Source organism: Dokdonella sp., from assembly GCF_051958935.1.
GTDB lineage: Bacteria > Pseudomonadota > Gammaproteobacteria > Xanthomonadales > Rhodanobacteraceae > Dokdonella_A.
This window is the reverse complement of record NZ_JBQCFP010000018.1, coordinates 63556-87415: the sequence shown is the minus strand read 5'-3', so window position 1 is coordinate 87415 and position 23860 is coordinate 63556. Positions and strand designations below refer to the sequence as shown.

Genomic DNA, 23860 nt, shown 5'->3' with positions numbered 1-23860 from the left:
ATCCGCCGGAGCTCTGCATGCGTGCTGCCTTGTTCGTCCTGCTGTGTGCCGTTTTCGCCTCGGTGACCCACCCGGCGCGGGCGGGAGAAGAGGAGAACAAGCTCGCAGAAAACGCAGTGCGCGTGCTGAAGGAGGTCATGGAAGCGCCGGACAAGGCGATCCCGCAGGACCTCCTCGAGAACGCGCACGCGATCGCGGTGGTGCCCGACGTTATCAAGGCCGGCCTCGTCATCGGCGGCCGCCACGGCAACGGGCTCATCGCGGTGAAGACGCGCGACGGCATCTGGTCCAATCCCGCTTTCGTGAGCATGACCGGCGGCAGCATCGGCTTCCAGGCGGGCGTGTCCTCGACCGACGTGATCCTCGTGTTCCGCACGCAGCGCGGCGTCGATTCGATCGTGCACGGGAAATTCACGCTCGGTGCCGACGCCTCCGCCGCGGCCGGCCCGGTGGGGCGCTCCGCACAGGCTTCGACGGACGCCCAGCTCAAGGCCGAGATCTACTCCTATTCGCGCGCACGCGGCCTGTTCGCCGGCGCCGCGCTCGACGGCACTGCGCTTAAGATCGACAACGACGCGAATCAGGCGGTCTACGGCAACGGCGTGACCGCGCGCCGCATCTTCGAGGGCGGGGTATCCGGCGTGCCGAATGCCGTGGTCGATTTCCGCGACCTGCTGGAGGAGTACACTACGAAGTAACGCGGCGCGACGGCGCCCTCATTCGTAGCAGGTAGCATCATGGGTTTCGGCAGTTTCTGGCATTGGGTCGTGCTCCTGGCGATCGTCGCCCTCGTGTTCGGCACCAAGAAGCTGCGCAACGTCGGCGAGGATCTCGGCGCCGCGATCAAGGGCTTCAAGAAGGGCATGCAGGACGGCGACTCCGCCGACCAGGCCCAGCTCAAGGCCGATCCGCCGCCGGCCGACGCGGGCGCGGCGAATACCGCCAGCAAGAACGAACGCGTCGACTGACGCGCACGCCGCGCGCGAGCGCGGCCCGCCTTCGGGAACACGCATGTTCGACGTCGGCTTCAGCGAGATCGCGCTCGTTGCGGTCATCGCCCTCCTCGTGCTCGGCCCCGAACGCCTGCCGCGCGTTGCACGCACGGCCGGAGCGCTGGTGCGTCGCGCGCGGGCGAGCTGGCAGAGCGTGCGCAGCGAGATCGAGCGCGAACTCGCCGCCGAGGACCTCAAGAAGTCCATCGACGAGGCGCGTCGCGCCGCCGATGTGCGCGCCGACGTGCGCGCGACCGCGGCCGAGCTCGAGGCCGCCGCCCGCGTGAATCCCACCCCACCGCCTGCAGCGCCGAGCGATGAGCGAACCTGAGCACGACGGCGAGCAGTCGTTCATCTCGCACCTGGTGGAACTGCGCGAGCGGCTGCTCAAGGCGGTCGCCGCCGTCCTGCTCGTGCTCGTCGCGTTGATGCCGTTCGCCAACAAGCTCTACGGCTGGCTCGCCTTGCCGTTGCTGCGGCATCTGCCGCAGGGCGGCACGATGATAGCGACCGAGGTCGCGTCGCCGTTCCTGACGCCGCTCAAGCTCGCCTTCTTCATCGCGCTGTTCATCGCGATCCCGTTCGTGCTGTACCAGCTCTGGGCGTTCGTTGCGCCCGGCCTCTATCGCCACGAGAAGCGCCTCGCCGTGCCGATCCTCGTGTCGTCGGTGATCCTGTTCTACATCGGCTGCGCGTTCGCCTACTTCCTGGTACTGCCTGCGGTGTTCTCGTTCATGACCGGCGTCGCGCCGGCCGGGGTCGCGGTGACGCCCGACATCGGCCGTTACCTCGACTTCGTGCTGATGCTGTTCCTCGCCTTCGGCCTGTGCTTCGAGGTGCCCGTCGTGCTGGTCATCCTCGTCGCGCTCGGCGTCGTCACGCCGGAGCAGCTTTCCGGCAGTCGCAGATATGCGATCGTCGGCGCCTTCGCGATCGCCGCGGTGCTGACTCCGCCCGACGTGCTGTCGCAGACGATGCTCGCGGTGCCGATGTGCCTCCTCTACGAGGTCGGCATTTTCGGCGCGCGCACCTTCGCCCGCCCGGCCCCGCCGCCGCCCGACACCGCCCCGGGGGCCTGAGCCAGCGGCGGGTGCTGCGTTGCGGCACCGCGGCGACGCATGCGCAAGCGGCCTCTCCCTGGCCCGTTTCCCGACATCGGGGTCACCCAAGGCCCGTGGAGCGCGGCCTCGACCCGTTTTGGTCACAAAACGTCACACAGTTGGCCGCCCGCCCCTATCGGTCGCCCCCGAATCACAGTTACACTTCTAAAACAGTCAAAATAAAGTGCGGTTACACCACAGGTGCCGGGAGAGAACATGAAGAAGTCCACAGTTGCGGCAGATACCGATGACGCGCGTGATGCCAGCCTGCGCGTATCCAAGCGCGTGCGCGACAGCCTCAAGGCCGCCGCGGCGGTCATGGGTCGGCCGCTGTACGACGTGACGAACGAGGCGATCAGCGATTACCTCTCGGGCCTCAAGCTCGGCGACCCGCTGGCCGCGATCCGCCGCGCAGGCCGCGCCCGCAAGTAACCCGGGCGGCGGGGCGTCCGCGCACGGGCGTGGGCAGCCGTCGCTCAGGCGTTCGCGAGCGCGATCGTACGGAATCGGCGCAGCAGCCGGCGTGCCGCCGGGGCGGGCGCCTGTTCGCGGCGCGGACAGCACTCGGCCGGGCAGTCTCCATGCGCCGCACGCGCTCGCGCGTGCAGGTAGCCGCGCATGATTTCCACGCTGAACTCCGGATGGAACTGCAGCCCCCAGACGCGCGGCGCGTAGCGCACGGCGTGGTGGGGGTCGTGCGCTGAGCGTGCGAGCACGACGGCTCCCCGTGGCAGTTCGAGCACGCTCTGCTGGTGCGAGGCATGCGCCCGGAAGCGGGCCGGAGCCGCGGCGAGCAGCGCATCGCCGTCCGCAGCGGCGAGCCGCTCGATGCCGACCGTGCCGATCTCGCGACCGTTCGCGTGGTAGTCGACGCGGCCGCCGAGCGCATGCGCGAGCAGCTGGTGGCCGTAGCAGACGCCGAGGATCGGCAGGTCGCCCGCGACGGCCTCGCGCAGCCAGGCGGCAGTCTCTTCGCTCCACGCCAGCCGCTCGCTGACCATCGCCGGCGAGCCGGTCACGATCGCTGCCGCATACGCGTGCGGGTCGGGCAGGTCCTCGCCCGCATGCACGCGCACGACCTCGACCTCGCGCCGATGCAGGCCGAGTCCGCAGCGGAACCAGTCCGGAAAATCGCCGTGGCGCGCGCGAACCGTCGGCAGCGTGCTGCCGGTCTGGACGATCAGGAAGCGCGTGGCGGAGCGAAGGTCAGTCGGTCGGCGGAAGGACATTGACGACTTCGGGAATGGTGGTGACGCCGCGCGCGACCTGCGCCGCGGCGGACGCGCGCAACGGCTGCATGCCTTCGGCATGCGCGGTTTCGGTCAGTTTCGCGAGGTTCATGTCGGGCTGGATCAGCGCGCGCACCGCCGGCGTGATGCGCAGCATCTCGTAGATGCCGGTGCGCCCGAGGAAGCCGGTCCGGCGACACTCGAGGCAGCCCTTCGGCCCGTAGTACTTCGCCGGCGGCGCGAGATGCCAGCGGTGCGTGAGCGCGGCCCACGCCTGCACGTCGAGCGGCGCTTCCGCCTTGCAGTGCGGGCACAGCGTACGCACGAGGCGCTGGGCGACGATGCCGGTGAGGGTGGACTGGATCAGGTAGTTCGGCACGCCGAGGTCGAGCAGGCGCGTGATCGCGCTCGGCGCGTCGTTGGTGTGCAGGGTCGACAGCACGAGATGGCCGGTCAGCGAGGCTTGTACCGCCATCTGCGCGGTCTCGAGGTCGCGGATTTCGCCGACCATGATGATGTCCGGGTCCTGGCGCAGCAGGGTACGCACGCCCGCGGCGAAATCGAGCTCGATCGCCTGGTGCACCTGCATCTGGTTGAACTCGGGCGAGACCATCTCGATCGGGTCTTCGACCGTGCAGACGTTGAGGTCGGGCGTGGCGAGGTGCTTGAGCGTCGAGTACAGCGTCGTCGTCTTGCCCGAGCCGGTGGGGCCGGTCACCAGCACGATGCCGTGCGGGCGCTCGACCATCTCGCGCCAGATCGTCTCTTCGGACGGCGAGAAGCCGAGCTGGCGGAACTCCTTGACCACGATGTCCGGGTCGAAGATGCGCATGACGACCTTTTCGCCGAACGCGGTAGGCATCGTCGACAGGCGCAGCTCCACCTCGCGCCCGCCCTGCGAGCGCGTCTTGATGCGGCCGTCCTGCGGGCGGCGCTTCTCGGCGACGTCCATGCGGCCGAGGATCTTGATGCGCGAGGTCACCGCGGTCATCACCGGCGTCGGCAATTCGAATACCTTGTGCATGACACCGTCGATGCGGAAGCGCATGTTGCTCATGTCGCGGCGCGGCTCGAGATGGATGTCGGACGCGCGCTGCTCGAACGCGTACTGCAGCAGCCAGTCGACGATGTGCACGACGTGGCGGTCGTCGGCTCCGACCTCGCCCGTCTTGCCGAGCTCGACGAGCTGCTCGAAGTTGATGATCGCGCGGCCGTCGTGGACGTCGTTCTTGGCATCCTTCGCGCGCTGGATCGAGCGCTGCACGCTCCACCATTCGGCGAGGTAGCGGTTGACGTCGAGCGGACTCGCGACGACGCGCTGGATGTCGCGACGCAGGATGTGGCCGAGGTCCGCGACCCAGCGCGTGTCGAATGGCTCGGGCGTCGCGAACACCACCTGCATCTCGCTGACCGCGACCGGAAGGATGCGGTACCGCTGCGCATAGGCGTGGCTCACGACCTGCGTCACGCCCGCGACGTCGACCTTCATCGGGTCGATCTTGACGTAGGGAAGGCCTGCCTTCGCGGCCAGCCACTGGGTCAGCACTTCGAGGCTGAGCGGCTTGTCCGGCTGGCGCTGGTCGACCAGCTTGAGGTTCGCCACCAGCACCAGCGGGTGCAGCTCGCTGTGGGCGCGCGCCGTGCGGATGTCCGCGCGCACGCGCTTCGCATCCGCTTCGGTGATCAGGCCGTCGCCGATCAGCGCGGCGAGCGTCTCGTCGAGGTCGAGGCGCCGATGCAGGCCCAGCGCAGGCGGTTTTTGGGCGCCGGAGAGCGGGGTCGCGCTGGCCATGGTGCGAGTCCGACAGGGGTATCGCCGCTATACTAGCGCGCTTTTCGCAGGGCACTCCGTGAATCCGGTACCGGTGTACCGTTGCATCGGAACGCCCGCCCGATACGACCACGACGAGCCCCGCATGCCCGGACCGACCTTCCAGGAAGTCATCCAGACCCTCAACCGTTATTGGGCCGAACAGGGCTGCGTGCTGCTCCAGCCGCTCGACACCGAAGTCGGCGCGGGCACGTTCCATCCGGCGACATTCCTGCGCGCGATCGGCCCCGAGCCGTGGGCGGCCGCCTACGTGCAGCCGTCGCGCCGCCCGACCGACGGCCGCTACGGTGAAAACCCGAACCGCCTGCAGCACTACTACCAGTACCAGGTGGTGCTGAAGCCGAATCCGGACGACATCCTCGACCGCTATGTCGGTTCGCTCGAGGCACTCGGCGTCGATCCGCTCGTGCACGACCTGCGCTTCGTCGAGGACAACTGGGAATCGCCGACGCTCGGCGCCTGGGGCCTCGGCTGGGAAGTCTGGTTGAACGGCATGGAAGTCACGCAGTTCACCTATTTCCAGCAGGCCGGCGGCCTCGAATGCCGGCCGGTGACGGGCGAGATCACCTACGGCCTCGAGCGCCTCGCGATGTACCTGCAGAACGTCGACAACGTCTACGACCTCGTCTGGACGCGCGCGCCGCACGGCGTCGTCACCTACGGCGACGTGTTCCACCAGAACGAAGTCGAGCAGAGCACCTACAACTTCGAGCATGCGAACGTGGCGAAGCTGTTCGACTGGTTCGACACCTGCGAAGCGGAGGCGAAGCGACTCGTCGAAGCGGGCCTGCCGCTGCCCGCGTACGAGCAGGTGATGAAGGCGAGCCACACGTTCAACCTGCTCGACGCGCGGCGCGCGATCAGCGTGACCGAACGCCAGCGCTACATCCTGCGCGTGCGCGCGCTGTCGCGCGGCGTCGCCGAGGCGTACTACGCGCAGCGCGAGAAGCTCGGTTTTCCCGGCCTGCGCACGGCCGCCGCTGCCGCCTGAACATCTCGATCCATACGATGTCATGCCGCGGGCGCGGGGCTCCATCGGGACAGGATGGATTCCCGCTTCCACGGGATGACGCCAGAACCAAGATTGCCGCCATGAGCCAAGACCACGCTTCCCTCCTCATCGAACTCGGCACCGAAGAGCTGCCGCCGAAGGCACTCGACGAGCTCTCGACCGCTTTCGCGAGCGGGGTCTGCGACGGCCTCGCCAAACGCGGCATCGCGGCCGACCTCGCCGGCGCGAAGCGCTACTGCTCGCCGCGCCGACTCGCCGTGCTCGTGCCGGCCGTCGCCGCGCAGCAGCCGCTGCAGAAGGCCGAAGCACTCGGGCCGTACGCGAACATCGGCCTCGACGCGAATGGACAGCCGACGCCTGCGCTGCTCGGTTTCGCGGCGAAGAACGGCGTTGCCGTCGACCAGCTCGAGCGCACGACCGACGCGAAGGGCGAGCGCTTCCTCGCGCGCAGCGAGAAGCCCGGCCAGCCGACCGCGGCGCTGCTGCCCGAGATCGTCGCCGAGGCGCTCAAGGCGCTGCCGATCCCCAAGCCCATGCGCTGGGGCAGCCACGACTACACGTTCGTGCGGCCGGCGCACTGGCTCGTGATCCTGCACGGCGATGCGATCGTCGATGCGGAGATCCTCGGCCTCCGTTCCGGTCGCAGCTCGCGCGGCCATCGCTACCACCATCCGCAGCCGGTGCACGTCGTCGACGCCGACAGCTGGCTCGACGCATTGCGCGCGGCGAAGGTGATCGCCGATCCCGCCGAGCGCCGCCAGCGCGTGCGTGCCGAAGTCGCGCGCGTCGCGCCGGCAGGCAGCTCGCCGCGCCTGTCCGATGCCCTGCTCGACGAGATCGCCAACCTCACCGAATGGCCGGTCGGCATCGCCTGCACGTTCGAGCGCGAGTTCCTCGCGGTGCCGCAGGAGGCGCTCGTGACGACGATGGAGACGAACCAGAAGTTCGTGCCGGTCTTCGATGCCGAGGGCCGCCTCACCGAGCACTTCATCGGTGTCGCAAACATCGAATCGAAGGATCCGGCAGAGATCCGCAAGGGTTACGAGCGCGTGATCCGCCCGCGTTTCGCCGATGCCAAGTTCTTCTTCGACGAGGACCTCGAGTCGCCGCTCGCCGCACAGCAGGAATCGCTGAAGAACGTCACCTACCAGCAGGCGCTCGGTTCGGTGTGGGACAAGACCGTGCGCGTGGCCGAGCTCGCGCGCGTGATCGCCAATCGCCTGCGCGAGGCGGGCATCGAGGTCGACGCCGCGCTCGCGACGCGAGCGGCCGCGCTGTCCAAGTGCGATCTCATGACGCGCATGGTCGGCGAATTCCCCGAACTGCAGGGCACGATGGGCCGCTACTACGCGAGTGCGGGCGGCGAGGATGCCGAAGTCGCACGCGCGCTCGACGAATTCTACCGGCCGCGCTTTGCCGGCGACGACATTGCGCACGGCAGGGTCGGCCAGGTGCTCGCGGTCGCCGAGCGCATCGACACGCTCGCCGGCATCTTCGCGGTCGGCATGAAGCCGTCCGGCAACAAGGACCCGTTCGCGCTGCGCCGCGCCGCACTCGGCCTCGCGCGCACCCTGATCGAAGGCGACCTCGCGCTCGACCTGCGCGCGCAGTTCGACGAGGCGCTCGCGCAACTGCCCGACGCCGCGCTCGCCGCGGGCGCGCCGAAGGGCAAGGACGGCGTCGCGCCACAGGATCCGGCTGCGCGCCGCAACGCGCTCGTCGGCGAACTGTACGACTTCATCCTCGACCGCCTGCGCGGCTACTACGCCGAGCGCGGCGTTTCCGCCGAAGCGTTCGAGGCGGTGCGCGAACTCGCACCGCCCGACCTCGCCGACTTCGACCGCCGCGTACGCGCGGTGGTGGAGTTCGCCGCGCTGCCCGAAGCGCGTGCGCTCGCCGCGGCCAACAAGCGCATCAACAACCTGTTGCGCCAGGCGGCGGGAGCCGGCCTCGGGCCGGTCGACGATGCCTTGCTCGCGGACGGCGCCGAGCGCGCACTGCGCGAAGCGCACAACGCGGCGCTCACCGACCAGGCCGCGTTCGTTCGCCAGCGCGACTATGTCGGCCTGCTCAAGCGCCTCGCGAAGCTGCGCGAGCCGATCGATCGCTACTTCGAAGACGTGATGGTCATGGTCGACGACGAGTGCGTGCGGGCCAATCGCCTCTCGCTGCTGGGCGCGGTCGGTGGTTCGTTCATGGCCGTCGCCGACATCTCGCAGTTGCCCACCGCATGATCGCCGGATGAATCGGGCGCGAAGGGCGATGCGGGCGGTGCCAAGCCGGCATGTAAACGTCATGCCTGCGGCCGCTTTGCCGATCCTGCGCATCGTTCATGCGGCGGTCGGTGACCACGATTGCGCGTGACGCAGGCGCGGTCTATGGTTGAATGCCTGCATGGCGCGGTCTCCACCGCCGCGCCGCAACACGGACCCGGACGCCCTGATCGCGCGCTCCCGCCTTCATGTTTTCGCGATTCTGTACGATAATTTTCGTTCTCGTTGGAGATGACAGTCATGCGCACCTACTGGCTCGCGGCGATCGCCGCTCTCTCGCTGCTCGGCGGTTGCAACACCTCGACCGACACGGCGAACACAGAAAAGGCTGCGGCTCCGGCGATCGCGCCGGGCACGGCGATCACCGGTAGCGTGATCCTGCACGATCCGATGACGATCGGCGCCGGCAAGCTCGACCTGCGCCTCGTCGACGTCGCGCAGCCGCAACCGCCGGTCGCCGAAAAGACGCTCGACGTGAGCGGCGACGCGCCGTTCAACTTCTCGCTCGATTTCGACCGTTCGAAGATCGTCGTCGGACGCACCTACGTGCTCAACGCGACGCTCGTCGACGGCGACCGCCGGTTCCAGGCCGGACTCGCCGCGCCGGTGCTCACGCATGGTGCCGGTACCAACGTGCAGATCATGCTCACCGCCGAAGCGACGCCGGCGGAAAACCTCAAGGCCGAGTTCACCAAGTTGCAGGGCCGCATCGGCGGCATGAAGACCGTCAATGGCACCTACACGACGGACACCTCGTCGGTCGCGTGGGACGCGTTCGGCGAAGGCGGTGTCGTGCGCTACGTGCGCGTCAACACCGAACTCGACGCCGGCGGCCGCTCCGCCGTGTACTACGCGTTCAAGGACGGCAAGGTGATGGCCGTGCAGCAGAAGGGCGGCGCCCTCGTCGGCTGGGGCGACGACGGTTCGGTCCTCATCAACGAGAAGCACGGCGGCGGCCAGGTCGCCCCGGCCGACATCACCTCGATGCACGACGCGGCGATGAAGGCCCTGCAGATGGCCCAGGAAAAACTCGACGCCGCGCGCAAGAAGTAAACAAGCCGAAGGCACGCGCTTTTATCGTGCTCTTGATGAAAAGTGCGGCCATGGATGGCCGCTCATGGTCTCCATGACCAGCGACCTTGCAGGCGCAACAGCGCGGCATCGAAGCGGCGATCAGGGGACGATCGCACAAAAAAAGGCGGCCCATCCTGGGGGATATGGGCCGCCTGAGCTGCGAATCGGCCAGTGCTTCCCTGGGGTGGAAGGTCCCGGCGCCCATCGCGGCGCGACGATAGCGCCGACTCGCTTTCGACAAGCTGACAGTCGCCGCGCCACGCGCCCATGCGTTCGCGGGCGAAATGACGGCCAAGGGTGCTGTTTTCCGGATATCAAGACGCGCCGCTCAGACCGCGCGGAATTCGATGCGCGCGCGCGTGCCGCGTCCCTCGCTGCCTTCCGCGAGCACGAAGGTCGCGTCGTGCGCGTGTGCGATCTCGTCGACGATCGCGAGGCCAAGGCCGCAGCCGTTGCCGGGTGAGCCCGGCAGGCGGCGAAAGCGCTCGCGTACCTGGGCGCGCATGTCCCGCGGAATGCCGGGTCCGTCGTCTTCGACTTCGAGGAAGGCGAGCGCGCCGTCAGTGCCGCTGCGCACGGTCACGCGGCCTCCCGCGGGCGTGTACGCGAGTGCATTGTCGACGAGGTTGCCGACCAGCTCGCGCAACAGCCAGAGGCTGCCGAGCGCGCGTGCCGGCGCCGTCTCTGCGCCCAGGTCGATGCGGGCGAGCAGAGAGCGGTCGAGGTACTGCGCGACCGCGTCGGTCGCGACGCCCTCGAGGTCGACCACGGCGAAGTCGTCGTGCGTCGTCGCCGAGCGTTCCGAGCGCGCCAGCGCGAGCAACTGGTTGGCGGTATGTGCGAGGCGCCGCGTGCCTTCGTGCAGTGCATGAATGCGCGGCGCGAACCCGTTGCCGCCCGCTTCGCGCGCGAGCAGGTCCAGCTGCGCGATGATGCCCGTCAGCGGCGTGCGCAACTGGTGCGCCGCGTCGGCGAGGAACTGCTGCTGCGCGCGCGCGCTGTCGCGCACGGTTTCGAACAGCGCATTGAGCGTGTGCACCAGCGGGCGCACTTCGGTCGGTACCTGCTCGCGATCGAGCGGCGCGAGGTCGCGCGCCGAGCGTTGCGCGATCTGCTCGCCGAGCGCGCGCAGCGGTTGTACGCCGTAGCGCACGCCGAGCCATACCAGCAGCAGGGTGCCGGCGAGCTGCACGATGTCGGTGAGCACGACGCTGGCAAGGATGCTGCGGATCGCCGTGCCGCGCTTGCGCGTCGTTTCGGCGATCGTGACCGTCACCGGCGTGCTGCCGATCATCGTCGGGTGCGTGACGAAGCGGATCGCCTGGCCGTGCAGGCGGGCGTCGCCGAATTCGACGTGGTTGCCGGCCACGGCCGCGGCGAGGTCGGCATCGCCGCTGATCATGTGGCCGTCGCCCGCGCGCACGGCGAAGTAGATCGAGTCGACGCTGTCTGCGCGCAGCACCGCGACAGCCTGTGGCGGCAGGTCCGCGTCGATGCGGCCGTCGGCATCCGCATCGCGCAGGTGCGCGGCGACCGCGAGGGCCATTTCGTGCAGCGCGCGATCGTACGCGGCGCGGATCGTCGCCGAGCCGCTCACGTAATCGAAGAAAACGCCGATGCCGAGCAGCAGCGCGAGCGGCAGCAGCAGCAGGCGCAGCAGGCGCCGGCTGACCGAAGGCGCGGGGTCAGCCGGGCGCGTCATCGAGGCGGTAGCCGAGTCCGCGCACGGTGCGGATCGGTGCCGCGCCACCGAGTTTGGTACGCAGGCGCGACACGTACACCTCGATCGCGTTGGCGCCGATGTCCTCGTCCCAGTTGGCGATGGCCTGCAGCAACCGATCCTTGGCGACGACGCGGCCGATGTTGAGCGCGAGGCATTCGAGCACGGCCCACTCGCGCCGCGTCAGGCTCACGGCCACCCCGTCGACCTCGGCGCGCCGCGCGGCGAGATCGAGGCGCAGCGTGCCGATCACGAGTTCCGCGCTCGCCGCCGAGCGGCTGCGCCGGATCAGCGCGCGGCTGCGCGCGACGAGTTCCGGCAGCGCGAACGGCTTGACCAGGTAATCGTCGGCACCGAGGTCGAGGGCGCTGACGCGGTCGGCGAGCGCATCGCGCGCGGTGAGGATGAGTACCGGCACCGCGCTGCCGCCACGCCGCATGCGCTGCAACAACGTGAGGCCGTCGGCGCCGGGCAGGCCGATGTCGACCACCGCGAGGTCGAACGACTCCGCGCCGAGCGCAGTGCCGGCGCGCTCGGCCGAATCGACGTGGTCGACCGCATAACCGGCCTCGCCGAGCCCGCGCCGGATCGCGTCGGCGACGAGCGCATCGTCTTCGACGACGAGGATGCGCACGGCGTCAGGCAACGCGTCGGCCGAGGCCGCGCTTGAGATGGACGAGCAGCAGTGAGACCGCGGCCGGCGTCACTCCGGAGATGCGGCGCGCCTCGCCGACCGTCTGCGGGCGTACCTGCTTGAGTTTGGCGAGCACTTCGGAGGACAGGCCGCGCACCGTGTCGAAGTCGAACGCGGCAGGGATGGCCGTATCGTCGTGGCGGCGGCTGCGCTCGATCTCGTCGCGCTGGCGCTCGAGATAGCCGGCGTATTTGACCGCGACCTCGACCTGCTCGGCGACCGCGGCATCGTCGACGCCCGGGCCGATGCCCTCGACGCGCACGAGGTCGCGGTAGCCGACCTCGGGCCGGCGCAACAGGTCGTGCGCGCTCGTCTCGCGCGCGAGCACGATGCCGAGCGTGGTGTCGATCGCGCGGCCGAGCGGATTGGCCGGCGAAGCCCAGAGGCCGCGCAGGCGCTCGCCCTCGCGTTCGATCGCATCGCGCTTGCGGCAGGTCGCGTCGTAGCGTTCCTGCGGTACGCAGCCGAGTTCGTGGCCGCGCGCGGTGAGGCGCAGGTCCGCGTTGTCCTCGCGCAACTGCAGCCGGTATTCCGCGCGCGAGGTGAACATGCGATACGGCTCGCTGGTGCCGTTGGTGACGAGGTCGTCGACGAGCACGCCGACGTACGCCTCGTCGCGGCGCGGCGTCCACGGCGCGAGGCCGCGCGTCGCGCGCGCGGCATTGAGGCCCGCGACGAGGCCCTGCGCCGCCGCTTCCTCGTAGCCGGTCGTGCCATTGATCTGGCCGGCGAAGTAGAGCGCATCGATCGCCTTCGTCTCGAGCGATGCCTTGAGGCCGCGCGGGTCGAAATAGTCGTACTCGATCGCGTAGCCCGGGCGCGTGATGTGCGCCTGTTCGAGCCCGCGGATCGAGCGCACGAGCTCGACCTGCACGTCGAACGGCAGCGAAGTCGAAATGCCGTTGGGGTAGATCTCGAACGTCTCGAGGCCCTCGGGCTCGATGAAGATCTGGTGCGAGGATTTGTCGGCGAAGCGCACGACCTTGTCCTCGATCGAGGGGCAGTAGCGCGGACCCGTGCCTTCGATCACGCCGCCGTAGAGCGGCGAGCGATCGAGCGCGCCGCGGATGATGTCGTGCGTGCGCTCGCTCGTATGCGTGATCCAGCAGCTCACCTGGCGCGGATGATCCTCGGCGGAGCCAAGGAACGAGAACACCGGCGCGGGATCGTCACCGGGCTGCTCCTCGAGCGCCGACCAGTCGATCGTGCGGCCGTCGATGCGCGGCGGGGTACCGGTCTTCAGGCGGCCGACCGGCAGCGCGAGTTCGCGCAGGGTCTCGGCCAGGCGCTGCGCCGGCGGGTCACCCGCCCGGCCGCCCGCGTGCTGGGTCATGCCCACGTGGATCTTGCCGGCGAGGAAGGTACCCGCGGTCAGGACGACCGCCGCGGCGCGGAATTCGAGGCCGGACTGCGTCACGACGCCGGTGACCCGGCCATGCTCGACGCGCAGCGCATCGACGCCCTGCTGGAACAGGGCCAGGCCCGGTTGCGTCTCGACCCGACGCCGGATGGCCGCTTTGTACAAAACACGGTCGGCCTGGCAGCGCGTCGCGCGCACCGCCGGCCCCTTGGAGGCATTGAGCGTACGCCACTGGATGCCGGCGCGATCGGCCGCGGCCGCCATCGCGCCGCCGAGCGCGTCGATCTCGCGCACGAGGTGGCCCTTGCCGATCCCGCCGATCGCGGGATTGCAGCTCATCTGGCCGATCGTCTCGATATTGTGGGTCAACAGCAGGGTGCGCGCGCCGCAGCGCGCGCTGGCGAGCGCGGCTTCGGTGCCCGCGTGGCCGCCGCCGACGACGATGACGTCATACGTGTACATGGTGCGTATCGACCGATGCGCGGCCGGGACGCCGGCCTCGCGCACATTCTATCAAGGCGCCGGCGCGGCGCTGGCATGGAACATGCTGCATTGGACATACACTCCCACCGACGCACGACGTATGCGAGCACGTCGATGGTCGGAATTCAGGGGCCGGCCTGCGTCGGTGGGAGCACCTTTATTTTGGCGATCCGTCCTGGATCGCCGCCCCGACGGGACTGAAGCGCGTTTCGCGGTATTGCTACTTCGGATCGTCCAACAGCGGCCGTCCATGGCCGCACTTTTCAGGTGAAGCACGGTTTCGATGGCGCGATTCGTCGTGTCTCGAAGAGCCCGGTCTGCCCATTTCTCCTCATCCCGGCGGAAGCCGGGATCCAGTTCCTGCCGCGCGCCTCAGCAGAACGCACCGCTTTCCGGACCCTGAGCGCGTCACTGCGCTCGTATGCCGGTATCGCGGCGGTGTGGCGGAGCGGAAGAGGCTGGCGCCCGGCGGTCGTAGGAACAGGGGGAATCCAAGAGGACCGTGTGCCGGGCGCCAGTGAGCGGTGGCCACGCCGCGCTGCGACGTGCCGGAATCTGCGTGGATACGCGCGGTGCGCGTTTCGCGAAATGCCGGGCGGCCCCTGTGCCCCCCGGTTGTCGTTCGGAACCGCCTCACGGCGCGTTTCCGCCTGGAACCTCCCAGTCGACGTGCCGCCGCGTGGCTGCGAGCGTCACCGATGTCAGACCTTAGCCTCAACTGCCACTGGCAGACTGTGACGATCGTCGCGAACTCTTGCCGGTCCCGGCCTGCGAGGGATTTCCCGCGTCAGGTTTGGACGCAGCGTGTCCCAGCGGCGCGGATCATGCGCGCGGAAAATGACGATCGCAACGGCGAATGCACGCTTTGCACGGTTGGCACGACGCTTGCTGTGCACCCGGTACAGGGAATCCGGAGCACGCGCCATGAGCAACATCGCCACCATGAGTATCAACCCGCTCTTTCTGCGCCACGACCTGATGATCGAACTGGGTCGCCTCGAAATGGCCATCGAAGGCGCGCGCTCGCAAGCCCCTTCGAATGCGTCGCTCGACCAGCTCGAGACGCGCTTCGCGAAGATCAACGAAGCACTGAGCCGGCTGCCGGCCTGACGGACACACGCGCGCGGCAAGGCGCCGCGCGCAACCGGGTGGAACAGGGGAAGATCGGAGCCGCGCCGCGCGCGGCTCCGATTTTTTTTGTCAATCGAACCCGTTCGCGAAGATCCCATCGTCGTGCAGGCACAGCGGCGGCACGTTGCCACGCTGCCACAGGCCGACGCCCTGGTGGACGGTGTAGTCGACCGCATAGACGTCATGCCTGTAGCCCGTATTGGACAGGTCCACGAGGTGGAATGCATACGGCCGCGGGTTGTAGCGGCAAGTGCTGATGAGCGAGGCGTACGCGGGATCGAAGCCGCTGATTTCACCGCCGATCTCCAGCCCGCTGCCCCAGAAGCTCGTCGTCTGCACTTCCTCGGTGATGCCCGTCGTGTACTCGTACGCGCCGCCCGCCTGCACCGTCGCGATGAAGCCGGCTTCGAGGTCGAACTCGGCACCGACCCGGGTCGAGCTCTCGAAGCTCGTGTTGCTGCCGACCAGCGTGCTCGCGTCCTGGCTCAGGTTCCAGTTCACCGTGCCGCTCGCGCCGACCACCGTATTCGGCCAGATCGACGCCTGCAGCAGGCCCGAGTAGTTCGTGCAGCCGGGCATCGGGCCTGCGCCACTCCACAGCATGTCGCCGCGCACCTCGATGCTGCGGAACGTCGCCTGCGCTTGGTCCCACACGTATGCATTGAAGAGGCCATCGTTGGCGATCGGGTCGCAGACCGCGTCCGGATACGCGGGCGGTTCGGCGTGCACGTCGCCGAACACCTGGATTTCGGCGACGTGCAGGCTCGCCGAACTCGGATTCTGCAGGCGGATGTAGCGGGCGCGCAGCATGTTCGACGGGTTGGCCGCGTCGCGCGTCCAGATGTTCCAGCGATCGAAGCCGACGTCGTCGGCGGTTTCCGGCGCGAACGTTCGAACGCCTCCACCTGAAGGCACGCCCGCGCCATTCATCGGATTCGCCGATGCATAGACGCGGAAGCCCTTCAACGACGCTTCCTGGCCGTACGCGGGGAACACCCGGACGTTGGATACGTCGCGCACTTCGCCGAGGTCGATCTGCAGGTACGGCTGCGCGCTCGCGTTCGATTCGGTCGAGGTCGAGAACAGGCCGTCGGTGGCCTTGTCGGCGCCATGGCCGCCCGAGAATGCCGCATCGCTCGCGACCGGGCGGAACAACGCGATGCTGTTCCAGTCGCGCTGCAGCGGCATCCACTGCGCGGGCGGATGGCCGGGCGAGGCGGCCGGAATCTGCGTGTCCCACGCCTGCGCGTCGCTCGCCGACATGAAGCGGCTGCCGTCGATGATCTCGCACATGCGCACGGCGCTGTCGCCGTCGACGCCTTCGGCTTCGCTCTCGACCTGGTACGAGTAGCAGTTGAAGCTGTTCTCCTCGATCACCGTGAGCGCCTCGCCATGGTCCTGCGCGTAGCCCTGGTCGATCGTGAACGTGTTCTCGCTGCCGTGGATCGCGCCATGGCTCGACTGGTAGTTGTAGCCGGCGGTCGCATGCACCGATGCCTTCACGCCGGCGACGTCGGACCCGACGCCGACTCCGATGTAGGCCGAGATGTCGTGCGAGGTGAAGCTGCCGGACTGCTTTTCGTAGCTCGAACCACCGCTGGTCGACTCGCCGAAGGTCGCGAGTTTGCCCGCTCCGCCCTGCAGCCGCTGGAAGTACGGCGGCAGCCAGACCACCTGGCGCAGCTGCGGCTCCTCGACCTGACGGCAGTCGGTGCCGAGCGTCGCCTGCACCGAGTCGCCGTCGAAATCGCTCGCGACGAGGTCGAGCGCGGTCATCGACGGGAACGCGGCGGAGTTCTCGCTGAAATGCCGCCCGGAGAAGCTCGCCGGCACCGACGTATCGGTGAGGTGCCACACCGAACGCAGCACGGCATCGGTCGTGTTGCGCGCGATCGTCATGACTTCCGGAATGCCGTCCTTGTCCATGTCGCCTACGGCGACGTTGACGAATGCGAGCGATTGCATGCTGTCGACGGCGTAACCGGCCGCGTAGGCCGGCGCGCTGCGCAAGTGATACATGTAGCCGGGCGAGGTACCGCCGGAGCCGCTGCCGCCCGTGCTCACCGCGATCGTTTGCGCATAGGTGCGCGTTCCGCCGCCGGCGTCGTAGATCTTCAGGGTCACGTTGTAGGTGCCCGCGTTCGCATAGAGATGCGTCGGGTGCTTGTCGTGGATCAGGCCGGTGCCGTCGCCGAAGTTCCAGTCGCGTTGCGTGATCGAGCCCGTCGACGTGTCGGTGAACTGCACCGCCATGCCGCTTTCGACCCAGGTGTAGCCTGCGGCGAGGTCGACCTCGGCCTTGTACGCATCCACCTGCAGGTGCGAACTCGGATCGGCACGCGCGAGCACGATCTCGCCCGGCGACACGCGATCGACGTCGGCGACGGTCGCTTCGAAGCTCGCCACGCCGTTCTCGTTTTCACCCTGCACGATGCGGCTCGAATCGTATTCCTGGCCCGGGCCGCGGCTCGCGAAGCCGATGCCGGTGATTGCGTTGCCGGCGTCGCGCGTGGTCGTGAAATGGTGCAGGCGTGCGCCGATGTAGTTGAAGCTCGACTGCTCGAACTGCATGTGCACGACGAGTTCGGCCGCGGCGCTGTCGACGACGTCGCCTGCATCGGCCTCGAGCTTGATCACGTCGTCGATGCCGGGCGTGCCGTTTTCGGCCTCGTAGGTCATGCCGATCGCACTCGTGAAGGTCTTGCTGCCGATCGCGCTGTCGCCAGCGACCACCGGCAACTGCGGCGTGCTCGGCAGGTATTCGAGCAGGTGGTAGTTCAGCGTGCGCGAAGCGCCGAAACTCTTCTCGTTGACGACCACGACCTGCGCCCGGCCATCGAGCAGCATGTCGCCCGCGGCGAGGCTGACCTGGCCGACCGCGTCGGTACGCACCCATTCACCGGCGGCCTGGCCGTCCGCCTGCGCGATGACGCCCCCGGCGGCGCCGGTGAGCACGAACAGGCGCAGGCCGAAGGTGTTCGTGCGCACGAGCACGGCGAGTTCCTGCTGCTGGTCGGTCGAGCCGTCGAGATCGCCCGCGGCGAGGTCGACGACGTTGAACGGCTGCGCCATCGTCCAGGTATCGATCAGCGTCGCCGCGGGACCTGCACCGCGCTCGAACACGCCGAGCACGAGCGCACCGGCGCCCGAACGGTTGGCGGTGACGACCTCGTCGCGGCCGTCGCCGTCGAGGTCGATGCTGACCGCTTTCAGGAACGTGCTGCCGGCGAGCGCGCCGGGGTACAGGCCGTCGCGGAACGTGCGCACCAGCGGATCGCCGGTCGGGCCGGCCGGCTGGTACTCGTCGATGTTGCTGAAGCTGGCGCCGGCAGCGACAAGGTCGATGTACTCGCCTTCGCCGCCGAGCGTGACGTGGCGTCCGAACGGCGTCTGCGCGCAATCGAGCGGCGTGTATTCGTGCGTCGCGAAACGCGGCAGTGGTGCAGCGGCTGCGGCGAGCGTGCACAGGCCGGCGAGCGGCAGCGCGAGTCGGAGCAGGCGAGGAACGGACGGGCGATACATGGCGGTACTCCCCAGTGGCGATGCGAGGCGATCGCGGACGGTGGCCGGATGGCTGGCCGTGCACTGGATCAAGCGGATTGCAGCGGGCGCGGATATCAGCGGCGCGGATACCGGCCACGGGGGGATATCAGCGGGTGGGCTCAGTCGCCGGCGAGGCTGCGGCCGAGGATGTCGGCGAGGTCGGGGGAAAGGCGGTCGCGGCCGAGCATGCGTTCCAGCTCGCGATGCATCAGCGCGCGGCGTACCGGCTCGTAGCGCCGCCAGGCGCCGAACGCGGTCGCGAGTCGCGCCGCGACCTGCGGCGTGAGCGCGTCGAGCCGCACGATCGCGTCGGCGACGAGTCGGTAACCATCACCGTCCGCGCGATGGAACGCGCGCGGGTTGCGCAGCGCGAACGCGCCGAGCAGCGCGTAGACATTGTTGGGATTGCTCCAGCGGAACGCCGGGTGGGCGAGCAGCGAGGCGACACGATCACACGCGCGCGGGTCGGGTTCGCCCGCCTGCAGCGCGAACCATTTGTCGAGTACGAGCGCGTCGCCGGCATGGCGCGTGGCGAAATCGGCGAGCGCCGCGCCAGCCGTGGCGTCACGCATGGACAGCAGCGCGCCCAGCGCGGCCAGCCGGTCGGTGAGGTTGCGCGCACGTTCGTACTGCGCGCGCGCGAGCGGAGCATGCGCGACATCGGCGCGGCAGAGCGCGGCGAGGCAGGCGTTGCGCAAGCGGCGGCGTGCCTGCGTCGGCGGATCGACGGCGAGATCGTCGATGTCGCCGAGCGCCGCATGGCGCCGCGCGAGCGGCGCTGCGAGCGCGAGCGCGAGACCGGTTTCGACGCGCGTGCGCGCCTGGTACACCGCCTCCGGATCGATCTCGTCGAGCCCGTCGGCGAGCGCGCCGGCGTCGGCGACGGTGAGCATCTCGGCGACGAGTGCGGGATCGACGCCGGATTCGTCGAGGGCCCCGGCGACGCAGCCGATCCACGCCGAAAACAATGTCGCGTCGGGCTCGCCGTGCGCGAGCGCCTGGGCGAACAGGCGACGCACGAGCGCATCGCTGGCGAACCAGCGGTTGAAGCCGTCGCTTTCGTGCCGTGCGATCGCGGCGAGCGCCTGCGGCGGTGTGTCCTGCACGAGGCGCACGGGCGCCGAGAAACCGCGCAGCAGCGAGGGCGTCGGCGGCTCGTCGACGTCCACGAAGCGGAACGTCGCCGCGTCCGCCGCGAGCAGCAGCACGCGCTCGCTCGTGGCGGAGCCGCCGGCTTCGCCGTCCAGCCGCAGCGGCAACGCGCGGCCGGCGCGATCGAACAGCGCCACGGCGACCGGGATCGGCAGTGCACGTTTGTGCGGCTGCCCGGGCGTCGGTGCCGTGTGCTGCTCGAGCGTGAGTTCGTAGCAGCGGCGCGCCGCGTCATGGCGGCCGCTCGCACGCAGCTGCGGCGTTCCTGCCTGTTCGTACCAGGCGAGCCACGGCGAAAGATCCACGCCGTTGGCGTCGCCGAGCGCGGCGAGGAAATCCTCGATCGTCGCGGCATGGCCGTCGTGGCGGGCGAAGTAGAGATCCAGGCCGCTGCGGAAGCCGTCGCGGCCGAGCACGACGGCGAGCATCCGCACGATCTCGGCGCCCTTCTCGTACACGGTCGCCGTGTAGAAGTTGTTGATCTCGCTGTAGCGGTCCGGCCGCACCGGGTGCGCGAGCGGGCCGGCGTCCTCGCTGAACTGCGCGCGCCAGAGCAGGCGCACGTCCTCGATCCGGCGCAGGGTGCGCGAGGCGAGGTCGGATTCGAATTCCTGTTCGCGATAGACGGTGAGGCCTTCCTTGAGGCACAACTGGAACCAGTCGCGGCAGGTGACGCGGTTGCCGCTCCAGTTGTGGAAGTACTCGTGGCCGACCACCGCGAGCACGTGGCGATGATCGTCGTCGGTCGCATTCACGGGATCGGCGAGCAGGTACTTCGCGTTGAAGATGTTGAGGCCTTTGTTCTCCATCGCGCCCATCGTGAAGTCGTGCGTGGCGACCACGTGGAACGCGTCGAGGTCGTAGCAGCGGCCGAAGCGCTGCTCGTCCCAGCGCATTGCATGCTCCACGCACTGCATCGCCCAGCCGCAGCGCGCGATCGCGTCCGCTTCGGCATGGATCACGAGCCGCACGCGCCGGCCTTCCGCGGTCACGAATGCGCGTTCGATCGATTCGAGCCGGCCGGCGACGAGTGCGAACAGGTAGCTCGGCTTCGGGTGGGGGTCGACGAAGCGCGCCCAGTGGCGTCCGCCGTCGAGCTCGCCGGCGCCATCGGCGTTGCCGTTGGCGAGCAACACCGGGTAGCGCGCGCGCTCCGCGCGCAGCGTCACCGTGTAGCGTGCGAGCACGTCGCTGCGGTCGAGGAACGGCGTGATGCGGCGGAAGCCTTCCGCTTCGCACTGCGTCAAGAGGAAGCCGTGCTCGCGCGTGCCGCTGAGATACAGGCCCTGCAGCGCCGTGTTGCGCTCCGGTGCGATGCGTACGCGCGACTCGAGCACGAGGGGCCCGCGCGCGCCGTGCACCACGAGCCGGCCTTCGCCCTGCGTGAACTCGCCCGCGTCGAGCATGCGCCCGTCGACGCGCAATTCGAGCAGCTCGAGCGCCTCCGCATCGAGTTCGAGCGGCGCCGCCGCATCCTCCTGGCGCAACGCCAGCCGGGCGTGCACGATCGTCGCCGCGGCATCGAGGTCGATGTCGAGTTCCACCTCGTCGATGCGCCAGGCCGGCGCGCGGTAGTCGCGCAGGAAACGGGTCGGCTTGGCGCCGGCGGGCTCGTTCATCGGCGGGAAAGAAGCAAAAGCGAAACGGAATCGCAGGCTAGCATGCGCGCCCTGCGCGCGTGTATCGTGGCGCGCTCCGCCAGCCGGACGCCGCGAACATGCCGACGCACACCTTGCCGGACTTCCGTGCGATCGAAGCCGCTGCCGCGCGCATCGCGCCGCACGCGCACCGCACGCCGGTGATGCGTTCGCATTCGCTCGATGAGCTCGCCGGTGCCGAACTGCATTTCAAGTGCGAGCACCTGCAGCGCGCGGGCGCGTTCAAGTTCCGCGGCGCTTGCAATGCGGTCTGGTCGCTCGGCGATGCCGACGCCGCGCGCGGCGTCGTCACGCATTCGTCGGGCAACCACGGCGCCGCACTCGCGCTCGCCGCGCGTACGCGCGGCATCCAGGCGCACGTCGTCGTGCCCGAAGGCGCGGTGCGATCCAAGGTCGCCGCGATCGAAGCCTACGGTGCGACCCTGCATCGCTGCGCGCCGACGATCGCCGCACGCGAGGCCGCCGCCGAATCAGTGCGCGAGGCGACCGGCGCGACGCTCGTGCACCCTTACACCGATCCCCGCGTGATCGCCGGGCAAGGCACCGCAGCGCTGGAGTTGTTGCGCGAGGTCGACGGCCTGGACGCCCTGGTCACACCGGTGGGTGGCGGCGGCCTGATCGGCGGCAGCGCGCTCGCCGCACGCGCGCTCGCGCCCGGCATCGCGGTGTTCGCGGCGGAGCCGAGCGGTGCCGCCGATGCGTACGAAGCGCTGCGCCGCGGGACGCGCGTGACCGACATCGTGCCCGACACGATCTGCGACGGCCTGCGCGGTACGATCGGCGCGATCAATTTCGAACTGCTCGGCGCCTGCGCGGTGCGCGTGCTCACCGTCGACGATGACGACACGCTCGCCGCGCAGCGGCTGATCGCCGCGCGCCTCAAGCAGGTCGTCGAGCCGTCGTCGGCGATCGCGCTCGCCGCGGTGTTCGTCCATCGCGACCTGTTCTCCGGCCGGCGCGTCGGCATCATCCTCTCCGGCGGCAACGTGGACTGACCAGGACCCCGAACCATGTGGACCGATGCCCTGCTCGCGTATTTCCATTTCGCGGCGATCTTCACGATGATCTGGCTTCTGTCGAGGGAATGGACGCTGCTGCGCGCAGGCGCAGGCGCCGTCGACGTCGAACGCCTCGCACGCGCGGATGCCGGCTACGGCGCACTCGCCGTCGTCGTCGTGCTGAGCGGCGCGCTGCGCGCGGCGTACGGCCTCAAGGGCTGGTCGTTCTATGCGCACAGCCCGACGTTCCACTTCAAGATCACCCTGTTCGTGCTGGTCGGCCTGCTGTCGATCCTGCCGACGCGCGCGTTCCTGCGCTGGCGCCGCGCGCGCCGCGCCGACCCGGCCTGGCGCGTACCGGAGGTGGAATGGCGCGCTGCGCGGCGCTGGATCCTCGTCGAGTTGCACCTGCTTGCGCTGATTCCGCTTGCGGCGGTGATCATGGCGCGGGGTTTGCTTCGCGCATAGCGCGTGCCGGGATCGCGGGATCGAACCGCGCCGCGCGGGATCCAGCCGCGATCGCGCCAGATCGCGCGGACCACTGGCGAGCAAGTGCCGAAACCCGGCCCCTTCGACCACGCGCGCCGTCGTTCCCGCGAAAGCGGGAATCCATTTTGATCTTGCTTCGGAGGCGCCGCGGCGACGAGGGCCGCGCGCGCGATGATGGTGGCGCTCAGCGGCTACGCCGCAGGTTGACGAGGGCGAGCGCCGACCCGATCAGGATGATCCCCGCACCTTCGGGCCAGGTCGGTCGCTCGCCGAGGACGAGCCAGGCGAAGCCGACGCCGGCGATCGGAATCACCAGGCTCGACAGGCCGGCGACGTTCGCGGGCAGCCGTTCGACGACGTAGGACCACAGCAGCCAGGCGAGGCCGGATGCGAGCAGCGCGTTGTAGACGAGCGCGCCGATGAACCAGTTCGACCATTCGATCGGGCGCTCGGGCACGACCAGCGCGACCGCGATGACGGCGAGCGTGCCGATCAGCATCTGCCAGGCGGTCAGCGACAGCGCGCTCGTGCCACCGCGCTGGAACAGGCGCTTGGATGCGACCACGCCGATCGCCCAGCAGGCGCCGCCGGCGAGAGCGAGTGCGGAGCTGCCCGCGCTGCCGAGTCCGTGCCACGGATCGAGCACGAGCACGAGGCCGGCCGCGGCGACCGCGAGGCCGAGCCAGAGCCGGCGCGTCGGCGTGTCGCCGAGCGCGAGCCAGCCGATCAGCACGACCCAGAACGGCATCGTGTAGGCGAGCAGCGCCGTCTTGCCGGCGCCACCGACGAGCAGCGCCGATTGCACGAACAGCTGGAAACCCGTCGTCTGCGCGAGCCCGATCAGGGTCGTCGGCCACAGCGGCGGCGGCCGCAGCGATTCGCCGCGCAGCAGCAGCACTGCGAACAGCACGGCGCTGCCGAGCACGTAGCGCAGCGCGGAGAATTCGAACGGGCCGCTGTAGCGCAGCGCCTGCTTCATGACGATCCAGTTGTAGCTCCAGACCAGCGTGAGCAGCACCAGCGCGACGAGCGCGGGTCGACGGGAAGATGAGACGGCGGTCACAGTCGTGCGCGTGGCGCGGGCGGCGGGCTGCGTATGATACGTGTCCACGATCGAGGGT

At 69.4% G+C, this 23860-nt stretch carries 18 protein-coding genes and 1 pseudogene; 11 read left to right on the top strand and 8 right to left on the bottom strand.

Annotated features, from left to right (window positions below):
* Nucleotides 1–17 precede the first annotated feature (17 nt).
* The 5 genes and pseudogenes from ACTHK2_RS01845 (at nt 18) to ACTHK2_RS01825 (ending at nt 2524) form a co-directional block, all read left to right on the top strand.
* Nucleotides 18–698: a lipid-binding SYLF domain-containing protein gene (locus tag ACTHK2_RS01845; protein ID WP_440243989.1), complete on the top strand. Its 681-nt coding sequence runs from the start codon at nt 18–20 to the stop codon at nt 696–698.
* Between the two features lie 39 nt (nt 699–737).
* The gene (gene tatA, locus ACTHK2_RS01840) at nt 738–968 is read left to right on the top strand and encodes a Sec-independent protein translocase subunit TatA (protein WP_440243988.1); all 231 of its coding nucleotides are present in this window, start codon (nt 738–740) and stop codon (nt 966–968) included.
* Between the two features lie 43 nt (nt 969–1011).
* Nucleotides 1012–1192 (top strand): annotated as a pseudogene (gene tatB, locus ACTHK2_RS01835) (Sec-independent protein translocase protein TatB); the annotation flags it as partial.
* A 117-nt stretch (nt 1193–1309) separates the two neighbouring features.
* A complete protein-coding gene (gene tatC / locus ACTHK2_RS01830; protein WP_440243987.1) occupies nt 1310–2071 on the top strand; it encodes a twin-arginine translocase subunit TatC in 762 nt (253 codons plus the stop codon).
* 237 nt (nt 2072–2308) lie between these two features.
* Nucleotides 2309–2524, top strand: coding sequence for a hypothetical protein (locus ACTHK2_RS01825; protein ID WP_440243985.1), 216 nt, complete (start codon nt 2309–2311; stop codon nt 2522–2524).
* 44 nt (nt 2525–2568) lie between these two features.
* Here the strand turns inward: ACTHK2_RS01825 and ACTHK2_RS01820 are convergent, their stop codons facing one another.
* Both ACTHK2_RS01820 and ACTHK2_RS01815 read right to left on the bottom strand, forming a co-directional pair.
* The gene (locus ACTHK2_RS01820; RefSeq protein WP_440243983.1) at nt 2569–3321 is read right to left on the bottom strand and encodes a glutamine amidotransferase; all 753 of its coding nucleotides are present in this window, start codon (nt 3319–3321) and stop codon (nt 2569–2571) included.
* Complete coding sequence (locus ACTHK2_RS01815; RefSeq protein WP_440243981.1) at nt 3299–5113, bottom strand: GspE/PulE family protein; 1815 nt, start codon at nt 5111–5113, stop codon at nt 3299–3301. The genes ACTHK2_RS01820 and ACTHK2_RS01815 overlap by 23 nt, the downstream gene beginning before the upstream one ends.
* Before the next feature lie 124 nt (nt 5114–5237).
* Between ACTHK2_RS01815 and glyQ the strand changes: the two genes are divergently transcribed.
* The 3 genes from glyQ to ACTHK2_RS01800 all read left to right on the top strand — a co-directional run bounded on the left by glyQ (nt 5238) and on the right by ACTHK2_RS01800 (nt 9490).
* Nucleotides 5238–6143 (top strand): glycine--tRNA ligase subunit alpha, encoded by a 906-nt coding sequence (glyQ, locus tag ACTHK2_RS01810; RefSeq protein WP_440243979.1) that lies wholly within the window; start codon nt 5238–5240, stop codon nt 6141–6143.
* A 101-nt stretch (nt 6144–6244) separates the two neighbouring features.
* Nucleotides 6245–8398, top strand: a complete 2154-nt coding sequence (gene glyS / locus ACTHK2_RS01805; protein ID WP_440243977.1) for a glycine--tRNA ligase subunit beta — start codon at nt 6245–6247, stop codon at nt 8396–8398.
* Between the two features lie 279 nt (nt 8399–8677).
* Complete coding sequence (locus tag ACTHK2_RS01800) at nt 8678–9490, top strand: YbaY family lipoprotein (RefSeq protein WP_440243975.1); 813 nt, start codon at nt 8678–8680, stop codon at nt 9488–9490.
* Nucleotides 9491–9839: 349 nt separating this feature from the next.
* Here ACTHK2_RS01800 and ACTHK2_RS01795 read toward each other — a convergent pair whose 3' ends face one another.
* Genes ACTHK2_RS01795 through mnmG form a run of 3 tightly spaced genes read right to left on the bottom strand, consistent with a single transcriptional unit; the run spans nt 9840 to nt 13747 of the window.
* Complete coding sequence (locus ACTHK2_RS01795; protein WP_440243973.1) at nt 9840–11213, bottom strand: sensor histidine kinase; 1374 nt, start codon at nt 11211–11213, stop codon at nt 9840–9842.
* Nucleotides 11197–11865: a response regulator gene (locus tag ACTHK2_RS01790; protein ID WP_440243971.1), complete on the bottom strand. Its 669-nt coding sequence runs from the start codon at nt 11863–11865 to the stop codon at nt 11197–11199. Before ACTHK2_RS01790 ends, ACTHK2_RS01795 begins: the two co-directional genes overlap by 17 nt.
* A gap of 4 nt (nt 11866–11869) precedes the next feature.
* Nucleotides 11870–13747: a tRNA uridine-5-carboxymethylaminomethyl(34) synthesis enzyme MnmG gene (gene mnmG / locus ACTHK2_RS01785; protein ID WP_440243969.1), complete on the bottom strand. Its 1878-nt coding sequence runs from the start codon at nt 13745–13747 to the stop codon at nt 11870–11872.
* A 945-nt stretch (nt 13748–14692) separates the two neighbouring features.
* Here mnmG and ACTHK2_RS01780 point away from each other — a divergent pair.
* The gene (locus ACTHK2_RS01780) at nt 14693–14878 is read left to right on the top strand and encodes a hypothetical protein (protein WP_440243967.1); all 186 of its coding nucleotides are present in this window, start codon (nt 14693–14695) and stop codon (nt 14876–14878) included.
* Between the two features lie 90 nt (nt 14879–14968).
* Here the strand turns inward: ACTHK2_RS01780 and ACTHK2_RS01775 are convergent, their stop codons facing one another.
* The gene (locus ACTHK2_RS01775) at nt 14969–18421 is read right to left on the bottom strand and encodes a PKD domain-containing protein (protein WP_440243965.1); all 3453 of its coding nucleotides are present in this window, start codon (nt 18419–18421) and stop codon (nt 14969–14971) included.
* Nucleotides 18422–18561: 140 nt separating this feature from the next.
* Entirely contained in the window at nt 18562–21213 is a 2652-nt protein-coding gene (gene pepN / locus ACTHK2_RS01770) for an aminopeptidase N (protein ID WP_440243963.1), read from the bottom strand.
* Nucleotides 21214–21311: 98 nt separating this feature from the next.
* Here pepN and ACTHK2_RS01765 point away from each other — a divergent pair, with 98 nt between their 5' ends.
* Nucleotides 21312–22247 (top strand): pyridoxal-phosphate dependent enzyme, encoded by a 936-nt coding sequence (locus ACTHK2_RS01765; protein WP_440243961.1) that lies wholly within the window; start codon nt 21312–21314, stop codon nt 22245–22247.
* Between the two features lie 15 nt (nt 22248–22262).
* On the top strand, nt 22263–22718 hold the full coding sequence (locus tag ACTHK2_RS01760) for a DUF2214 family protein (RefSeq protein WP_440243959.1): 456 nt from the start codon (nt 22263–22265) through the stop codon (nt 22716–22718).
* A gap of 205 nt (nt 22719–22923) precedes the next feature.
* Here ACTHK2_RS01760 and ACTHK2_RS01755 read toward each other — a convergent pair whose 3' ends face one another.
* Nucleotides 22924–23850 carry a DMT family transporter gene (locus ACTHK2_RS01755; RefSeq protein WP_440243957.1) on the bottom strand — a complete coding sequence of 309 codons (927 nt, stop codon included), beginning with the start codon at nt 23848–23850 and terminating at the stop codon, nt 22924–22926.
* Nucleotides 23851–23860 lie beyond the last annotated feature (10 nt).